Below are 8,310 nucleotides of genomic sequence, written 5' to 3' on the forward strand. Positions count from 1 at the left end.
ACGCAGTCGTAGTGGTTTGGACGCACTCGCTAACCTCATGCTCATCATTTAAACGGTAATCGAACTGAACACCGCCCCTGAGCGCTCGCACGTCAATGGCAGCCATGACGGTACCGCTGGCGTCTTTCCAATACCAACTATAGGCTGTATTGTCTTTTAGCAGGCCGTCGCGCTGTAACCGCCGCACGTCCATGTTGCGCGTGCACGATGTTTTTCGATACTGCACTGGTCGACCAGCACTCGTTCTACGCCCGCCTTTTCCCATTGTGCCTCACTTCTATGAAAACGAAAACATTAGGTAAATCCAACTTCATAGGCATATCTAAAGGCTCGCTTCGTCTTTACTCTCATGTGCCGGTGCCACGAGTAAGTCAACCACATCAACACCTAGTGCACGAGCAAAGCGCTCCAGGCCGTCGACACTGATATTAGTGACACACCGCTCCAGCTGCGAAACGTAAGTACGATGGAAATCCGCCAGCTCAGCCATTTTTTCCTGGCTTAGGCCACGGTCATTACGTAGTCTTTTCAGGTTGATAGCTATCCTTTCGCGTGCCGTCATCGGCTGCATTGTCGCTCTTGCATTCATGCACGAGAGAGTGGCGGACTACTCCTTAATGTTCTACAGTATGTAACTCTACTGGTTTTGAATCTCTCTGCTTATGAAGGTTATAAAAATAACTAACACTGCCTTAGACCTGAGGGCGGTCGAACGGATGCCGTTATATCCAAAAAGCCGGCATGCCGATATGAAATGCCAAATATGCCTGCGTCACTTCAACGCCTTACGTTTCAAAACCAAACGCATCCAGATTTGCCGCTTTTGTGTCGAAGATCTGAACGCGTACCGTACAGTTGCGCAATCCAGCTTCGTATTCTTTGAAGAGAAGTTACGGCTCGGCATGACGAAGAGCATGCTACGTGGCGAGATGCCGGACGCATCTTATGAAGAGCAGAAAAGGTCAAAACGACTTCGAAAGACCTTCGACGGCGAGTTAGCAAAGGCTTTACCAAGTTGGCTAAATAGGCGAGCAGCCGACCATGACCGTTTCGGAAGAGAACACAAGCTTTTGAGAGCGCATAGACGGAACCTACTTTTTCGGCAACGGCCAAAAAGTTGGAAACGCCCGACCAATTGGGAGACGAATGCCCAGTCTATTCGCCTCGAAGACGGACGCGAGTGCAATGTCTGTAGGGCTTGCAACACCGAACTGCACGTTCACCATATCGTATACAAGTCGAACTTCGGCACTAACAACAAAGCAAACTTGGTCACCCTTTGCAGGCGATGCCATGAAGAAGAGCATGGGCGAAAGTTCAACTTTGGCCAAGAGCTTAACCAAGACGACTGGGACGACACCGTCAAGGAAGCCGTGAAACACACGGGCTCAACAGAATACTGGGAAGAGACGCAAGTACCACCGACCCCAAATACGGACCTCGCCCATGCTGCTCGTGAAAACACGCCAGGAGACAAGCCAACATGCTTTGAAGCAAGTAAACCGACTTGCACATCACCAATGGGGGACGGCCGCAGCCCACATGAAATAGCACAGCGTACCGACCCGCCGCCCGTTGTGGTCGCGCCAGATCACAATACAGGGCGCAAGAGCGACATGGCAAAGACATCTACAAGCCATACCCTCTCGTTCCTTAACAGGCTAGGCGCTTACATAGGTACCATTCTCCTGTATGTAGTCGCCACCATAATCGTCCTTCTTCTGCTCGGTCTATATGGCAGCTTGGCCGGCGCAGTGCTAGCAGTCGGAAATCCAGCGACTATCGAAGTCCCTGAAAACTCAGCCTCTCTAAAAGATATCGTAAGAATAACCCTTGTGTCAGGCACCACAATTCTTGGCTCGTTTCTTGTCAACTTACGGATCTCCAAGAATGCAAATCCACGGTGGGTTGCAGCCGTGTTTTCGTGCGCGTTCGTTTTGTATCTAGGCCTTCAGCTCATCAGCATAATGATGGGCTTCGTTTTGGCGTAGTCGTCGCGGCACTTTCGTGCCTGGCGGCTGGCCTCATGGAGGCTTTTTCATCCGCCCGCTATGGCGCGGCGTACTTTTAAAAATAATTAAACTAACGGGGCACAAAGCTCATGGAAAAAAACGCTTTAGCGGCAACAACCTTACAAAATAGATTAGATCTGTTTGAAGACTGTGCCTCTGCTGTTGACCATTTATTCAAGCAAGCCCTGGTACATAAGCAGGACAATGCGTTTCTCGATTTCCTTAACTTCATTAGGAACTTTGACCGACTTTCGGTTTACAACGCAATGCTGGTTCAAATACAGAGGCCCGGTGCTACAGCCGTTGGTACAAGGCGGCGTTGGGCAGCAATAGACCGCAATGTGAATCCCGACGCCATCCCGATCATCGTACTGCAGCCATTCGGGCCGGTAAGCTTTCTGTACGAGCTTGGTGATACCTCGGGCCGTCCCATCCGCGGTCAGGAGCACGGCCCTCTGAAGGCAACAGGCAAGGTCACGGCAAAGCAGTTCAAGGAAACAAAACTTACGGCACAGAAACTCAACGTCGAAGTAGTCGACACAAACCAGTATGGTTTATTCTTGGCGGGAACTGCCGCCGCGATCAATCAGTTGCCCGAAAGACTGGCCCCTTCTAACCAAGCAGATGCGACGTATTACTACCGGGTAAAGCTAAACGCGATCCACGATGATCCGACGCGATTTGCAACGCTGGCACATGAGCTAGGCCATATCTATTGTGGGCATTTGGGGGCTCACCCTAAGGGACTGTGGCCCGCACGAACATCCTTGTCGATACAGCACCAAGAACTGGAAGCAGAAGCTGTTGCCTGGTTGGTTTGCCGACGCACGGGCGTACAGCCAAGATCCGAGGAGTATCTAAGTGCCCTTATGGCCGGAGTGGATATGCAAAGCGTCAGTATGTACGCAATATTTGAAGCGGCCAATCGCGTCGAAGCAAGAACAAAAATCAAAAAACAGGGTCGCTAGCATCATCAGTTTCACAAGCCATGTCCGCGCAAGCATTAAGACCAAATTGGATAACTAAAAGGACTTGGAACGAGCACAGGCCGTTGGGGGTCGTCGAGACATCCATGAGAGCCCGCCTCCGACCAATAGCAGTCCGCCATCAAATTTTTTTAGCTGACCGCTTTGGGCCGGCTACGGTCATACACTCATGTAAGCCGTACGACTGCTGCGATACCAGCACGTGCCATTGTGAATTAAATAATCGGGCTTGGCTTTGAAGCTCGCCCTGTAGGCTCTTTACCAACTTTCTTCAGTGACCTGGGTTGTGGGCAGCAAAGGTTGGAGCTTCTTCAAGACCTCGTTCAGTTCCACACCGATGTTTACGGTCAGAGGCTGGATACGGTCGTGCTCCTTACGCATGAACTTCCGAGCATTGATCTTTTCAAATAAGTGTCCGTCGTACCAGAACGACTCCAAGAAGAGTATCCAATTCTCTTCCCGGCTGCCAGTGGCATCCTCGCTCAATTGAGTGCGGACGATACTGCGGTGCTTTGACGTGTTGGTCAGGGCATCAAGGTACCTGTAGTCGTCGCCAATCGTGACCTCGCGCAACAACCTGCAGAGCTTATCGTACTCGGGATGTCCGGCATCACGTTGCTGCTCTAGGAGCTTGAGGACTTCCTTGGCAGAGACGTCCCGCTCCTTGAGGGTCTTGGGAAGCTTGTCCAGCGCCAGGGAGTAATAGAGCATGTGGGAGCAGGTGTCCGCCACGGCATGCAGGCTCTGGACGAAGGCAACGATATTCGCTCTGATCTTCAGCATCAGATAACTGAACTTATCGTAGTCCTCATAGACACCACATAAGCCAGTCTCCTTCAGATTGGATTCGATATACTCGTTCATCATGTCCATGGCTTCGTGGTAGTGGTAGCGGCAAAACTCAGGTCTGTCTGTCATGGACCTTACGCTCGGGTGCGCCTTCTTCCATTGGGCCGCACCGAATACCTCAGTGACCAGCTCCCCCGTCAATCCGTTGTCCCATTGAGGGTTCCTCTTTTCTTCAGTTCCGGAATAAACGTGCATTTCAACCCTTATTTGATATGGAGACCTTCGCGTCCTTTAAATGTCCCTGGCCGCTATGTGTCATTAGTACACGTTCGATAGCTGATAGTTAGTGACAGCAACCCAGTAACGGTCACTCGTGACCGGACGCTTTAGTTTTAGGCCAACTCAATTTGCGCGAGGCTCTCTCTGGACTCTAGCGGCATGGTCAACCTAAGGCTCTCGCGATACTGCTCGGCCGGGGCGGTATGGACCACTTCCACTACGGCATCGTAGTTCGCCCGAATAACGGCTTCGATCGCCTTGAGATCAGCACGGAAGAACTCTTTGCGTCCATTTATTTTGTTGAGTCTTCCTGCAGCAAAGTGTGAGTGCAGCTTACCTTCCAGCGACGGGGCGTTGTCAGAAAACACCATGGCGTGCATATCAAATCGGAACGGCACCGAGGCGTCACCCAACTCATCCACTCGATCCATCGGCTCAAGCCTTCGGGTCATGCCAATCTTGTAGATACCCTCCCCGAACGCGCCGATATTGGAGATCACGTAGACGTAGCCAGCGCGGGCGTTTTGCTCTCGGTAGTCGAGCAGCTTCTCCTGCTCATCCAGCTTGCTGTTTTGGCTGGAAAGCTCATCGATCCGTGTCTGCAGGTCATCACGTTCTTGCTCGGTGTTCGCCGCGCCCAGCCGCAATTGCAGCTTCTGGAGAGCGCTGGCGAAGTGCCGGCGCTCTTTATCAATCTTGGCGCGAGCCTCCCGGATTTCCTTTTCAAGTTTTTCCTGCTCCCGCTCATCTTCTCTTGCTTGGCGTGCAGCCTCTTTTTCCTCCTGGCGCTTCACATGATATTCGTGCGCCAGAGACAGCTCCTCCAGCTTTTGCTCCAAGACGAGATCTTTCCAGAAAACTTGGGTGGCATTCAGCAGCTTGTTGCAGGTATCGAATGACCTGCGAATCCGCGCCTCCATCTTCTCCACGTTGTTGAACTTGACGTTGTCAATGCAATACTCGCTTTCGCTGTTGAATGAACGCAGAGCCAGCTTCAATGCATCCTTGCGCAACTTCTTCCACTCAGTTTTGTTGAGTTCAACAGCGTAGTTGTCCCATGACTCTACCGTCTTACTTACCCCCCTTGCAGTTTCTTTTTGATTTGCGCGAATCGCATCATGGGTATTCCGGCCTATCGTGACCAGTGATTCCGGTCTATCGTGACCGGCTATTCTGGTCCATCGTGACCGCCCATTCCGGTCTATCGTGACCGATTTCCGGGGCCACCGGAATCGGCGGTCACGATGCCGGAATCACTGGTCACGATACCGGAATGACGTCGTACTGCGCCCAAATGATGTTACGCATATAGCAACCAACCGGGTACGCTGCCAGCCTTTGCTTGGAGACAGCGTGCCGGTATCAAGGATCACTATGCGTAAGATCAAAGACGTATTGCGTTTAAAGCTGGACGCCAAGCTCTCGCACCAACAGATCGCCACGGCGCTGGGCATCTCAAAGGGTGTCGTCACCAAGTATGTTGGCTTGGCCGCAGCGGCTGGCCTGGACTGGTCGACCGTGCTGGCATTGGACGAAGCCGCCCTGGAGCGGCGCCTGCTGGTCGCGCCGGAACAGCCCCGCGACCACGTGCAACCCGACTACGGTCGTCTGCACCAAGAGTTACGCCGCAAGGGCATGACGTTGATGTTGTTGTGGGAGGAACATTGCGCCGACCACGCCGATGCCCAGACCTACAGCTACTCGCAATTCTGCGAGAATTACCGTCGCTTCGCCAAGCAGCTCAAGCGCTCCATGCGTCAGATTCACCGGGCCGGCGAGAAGCTGTTCATCGACTACGCGGGCCCCACCATTGCGCTGACCGATGGAAGTCGTGCCCACATCTTCGTGGCAGCTCTTGGCGCCTCCAGCTATACCTACGCGTGCGCCACGCCGCGCGAAACGATGGTCGACTGGCTCGAATCCACGGCATGCGCGCTAGCCTTCTTCGGTGGTGTACCGCAGTTGATCGTGCCCGATAACCCGAAGGCGATGATTGCGGATGCGAACCGCTACGAACCACGCAGCAACGACACGGTGCTGGACTTCGCACGTCACTATGGCACGTCGATCCTGCCTGCGCGTCCTCGACATCCGCAGGACAAAGCCAAAGCGGAGTCGGCGGTTCAAGTGGTCGAACGCTGGATCATGGCGCGCCTGCGCCACCAGCGGTTTAACAGCATGCACGAGGTCAACACGGCGATCACGCCGTTGCTGACGCGCCTGAATGACAAGCCCTTCCAGAAGCTGCCCGGAAGCCGGGCGAGCACCTTCGCCGAGATCGATGCGCCGGCCTTGCTGGCGCTGCCGCTACAGCGCTATGAGATGGCGCACTTCAAGACCGTCAGGGTGCATATCGACTACCACGTCGAGGTCGAGCGCCATCGCTACAGCGTGCCGCATGCGCTGGTCGGACAGATGCTCGAAGCGCGCATCACCACTGCCGTGGTCGAGATCCTGCATCGCGGCCAGCGCGTCGCCAGCCACGCCCGCAACAGCCGCCACGGTGGGTTCACCACCACGGCGGCGCACATGCCGGCTGCGCACCGGGCCCACATGGAATGGACCCCGGCGCGCCTGATCCACTGGGGCAAAAGCATTGGACCCGCCACCGCCGAAGCGGTGACCCGGTTGATGGCCGAGAACCGACATCCCGAGCATGGCTATCGCGCCTGCCTGGGGCTGCTGTCGCTGGCCAAGCGCTACGGCAAGATCCGGCTTGAGGCGGCCTGCACGCTGGCCTTGCAGATCGGCGCCTGCCAGTACCGCCACGTGCGCGACATCCTGATCAATAACCGTGACAAGAGCGCGCCGGTCGTTGCCGGCGACTGGGTCAGCCCCCACCATGCCCACGTGCGTGGCCCCGGCTACTACCAATAAGAAAAGAGAGAAAACAATGATGATGCACACCACACTGGCGCAGCTGCGCACGCTGAAACTGGACGGCATGGCCGCCGGCCTGGAAGACCAGCTGGCACAGCCCAGCATGGGCGCCTTAAGCTTCGAGGAACGCGTGGCGCTGTTGATTGATCGCGAAGTCAACGCGCGTAACGACCGTAAGCTGGTGCGCCTGCTAAAGAACGCGCACCTGAAATACGGACAGGCCGCCATCGAAGATATCGATGCGCGAGCGGGTCGTGGCATTGAGCGGCGCGAGGTGATGAGCCTGGCCTTGGGCGACTGGGTAACCGCCGGCCACAGCGTCTTGATTACTGGTCCAACTGGGGCCGGTAAGTCGTGGCTGGCGTGTGCCCTGGCGCAGTACGCCTGCCGGCGGGGACACTCAGCGCTCTATCAACGTGTGCCCCGTTTGCAGGAAGAACTTCGCATCCGCCACGGCAGCGGGGTGTTCGGCAAATGGCTGTTGCAGCTGGCCAAGACCGACGTGCTTATCCTTGATGATTGGGGCATGGGCGCTATCGACAGCATGACGCGCTCGGATCTGCTGGAGATCATCGACGACCGGGCTGGCAACAAAGCCACAGTCATCACCAGCCAACTTCCCGTTGAACACTGGCATGCGTGGATAGGCGACGCCACCATCGCCGACGCCATCCTGGACCGCCTCATGCAACGAAACCACAGGTTCACACTGACTGGCGACTCTCTACGAGCTGAACCGCCTAAATTAAGCAAAAAGGAGAAAACCACCGACCTATCGTGACCGCTACCTATACAATCTGAACACGTAACATCATCGAATGCGCAGCGGTCACGATAGACCGGAATCAGCGGTCATCTTCACCGGAATACGCACCTGGGGGCTATACGATGCTTGAGTTGACCGTCATTGGGCTATTAACGGCGTTTTTCGCCGGTATCGCTTCTTTCTTGTCACCCTGTGTTTTGCCGCTTGTACCTGGCTATCTCTCCTATATTGCAGGCGATGCCGTCCAGTTAGACGCCTCTCGTATCGAAGCACGTGCTGCTCGATGGCGAGCATTGGGCCTTAGTGCGTGCTTCGTTGCAGGCTTCTCCATGGTGTTCCTGGTTTTGGGAGCCAGCATCAGGCGTTTGTTCTTATCTTATCGCTACGAACTGAATATCGCTGCAGATGGCGTTATTGTCATCGCCGGCCTGATGGTTATGGGTGTCATACGTGCCCCTTTATGGATGCAGCGGTAATCCCCCCATTTTCAGCAGTGAGCGGCAGTAGAATCAGTTAAATATTTACTGGCTAGTTTCTGTCTTGGAGTGATGCCGCCCAGTGCCATGTTGGGTCGTTCGTTGTTGTAAGTCCAGAGCCA

General features: G+C 54.8%; 8 protein-coding genes. 5 read left to right on the plus strand and 3 right to left on the minus strand.

From position 1 onward, the window contains the following. Positions 1 to 322: 322 nt before the first annotated feature. On the minus strand, positions 323 to 571 hold the full coding sequence (locus CR159_RS04250; protein WP_199173225.1) for a helix-turn-helix domain-containing protein: 249 nt from the start codon (positions 569 to 571) through the stop codon (positions 323 to 325). A gap of 178 nt (positions 572 to 749) precedes the next feature. Between CR159_RS04250 and CR159_RS04255 the strand changes: the two genes are divergently transcribed. Continuing rightward, positions 750 to 1,991: an HNH endonuclease gene (locus CR159_RS04255; protein WP_158238501.1), complete on the plus strand. Its 1,242-nt coding sequence runs from the start codon at positions 750 to 752 to the stop codon at positions 1,989 to 1,991. A 110-nt stretch (positions 1,992 to 2,101) separates the two neighbouring features. After that, a complete protein-coding gene (locus tag CR159_RS04260) occupies positions 2,102 to 2,980 on the plus strand; it encodes an ImmA/IrrE family metallo-endopeptidase (RefSeq protein WP_102072754.1) in 879 nt (292 codons plus the stop codon). Positions 2,981 to 3,256: 276 nt separating this feature from the next. On the opposite strand, the gene CR159_RS04265 is transcribed toward CR159_RS04260, so the two are convergent. Next, the gene (locus CR159_RS04265) at positions 3,257 to 4,042 is read right to left on the minus strand and encodes a hypothetical protein (RefSeq protein WP_102072755.1); all 786 of its coding nucleotides are present in this window, start codon (positions 4,040 to 4,042) and stop codon (positions 3,257 to 3,259) included. 137 nt (positions 4,043 to 4,179) lie between these two features. After that, positions 4,180 to 5,271 (minus strand): SNIPE associated domain-containing protein, encoded by a 1,092-nt coding sequence (locus tag CR159_RS04270; RefSeq protein ID WP_102072756.1) that lies wholly within the window; start codon positions 5,269 to 5,271, stop codon positions 4,180 to 4,182. Between the two features lie 148 nt (positions 5,272 to 5,419). Here CR159_RS04270 and istA point away from each other — a divergent pair, with 148 nt between their 5' ends. The 3 genes from istA (at position 5,420) to CR159_RS04285 (ending at position 8,188) form a co-directional block, all read left to right on the plus strand. Continuing rightward, positions 5,420 to 6,943, plus strand: a complete 1,524-nt coding sequence (istA, locus tag CR159_RS04275; protein WP_102072757.1) for an IS21 family transposase — start codon at positions 5,420 to 5,422, stop codon at positions 6,941 to 6,943. A 16-nt stretch (positions 6,944 to 6,959) separates the two neighbouring features. Beyond that, positions 6,960 to 7,727, plus strand: a complete 768-nt coding sequence (gene istB, locus CR159_RS04280) for an IS21-like element helper ATPase IstB (protein WP_102072758.1) — start codon at positions 6,960 to 6,962, stop codon at positions 7,725 to 7,727. Between the two features lie 107 nt (positions 7,728 to 7,834). Continuing rightward, the gene (locus CR159_RS04285) at positions 7,835 to 8,188 is read left to right on the plus strand and encodes a cytochrome c biogenesis CcdA family protein (RefSeq protein ID WP_199173227.1); all 354 of its coding nucleotides are present in this window, start codon (positions 7,835 to 7,837) and stop codon (positions 8,186 to 8,188) included. The last annotated feature ends 122 nt before the right edge of the window (positions 8,189 to 8,310 follow it).

Origin of the sequence: Pollutimonas subterranea (genome assembly GCF_002849655.1) — a bacterium.
Taxonomy (GTDB): domain Bacteria; phylum Pseudomonadota; class Gammaproteobacteria; order Burkholderiales; family Burkholderiaceae_B; genus Pollutimonas; species Pollutimonas subterranea.

What these genes read in the sequence shown, in the direction of transcription:
- CR159_RS04250 (WP_199173225.1), bottom strand. Translation starts at nt 571, where the DNA reads ATGCAGCCGATGACGGCACGCGAAAGGATAGCTATCAACCTGAAAAGA.
- CR159_RS04255 (WP_158238501.1), top strand. Translation starts at nt 750, where the DNA reads ATGAAATGCCAAATATGCCTGCGTCACTTCAACGCCTTACGTTTCAAA.
- CR159_RS04260 (WP_102072754.1), top strand. Translation starts at nt 2,102, where the DNA reads ATGGAAAAAAACGCTTTAGCGGCAACAACCTTACAAAATAGATTAGAT.
- CR159_RS04265 (WP_102072755.1), bottom strand. Translation starts at nt 4,042, where the DNA reads ATGCACGTTTATTCCGGAACTGAAGAAAAGAGGAACCCTCAATGGGAC.
- istB (WP_102072758.1), top strand. Translation starts at nt 6,960, where the DNA reads ATGATGATGCACACCACACTGGCGCAGCTGCGCACGCTGAAACTGGAC.
- CR159_RS04285 (WP_199173227.1), top strand. Translation starts at nt 7,835, where the DNA reads ATGCTTGAGTTGACCGTCATTGGGCTATTAACGGCGTTTTTCGCCGGT.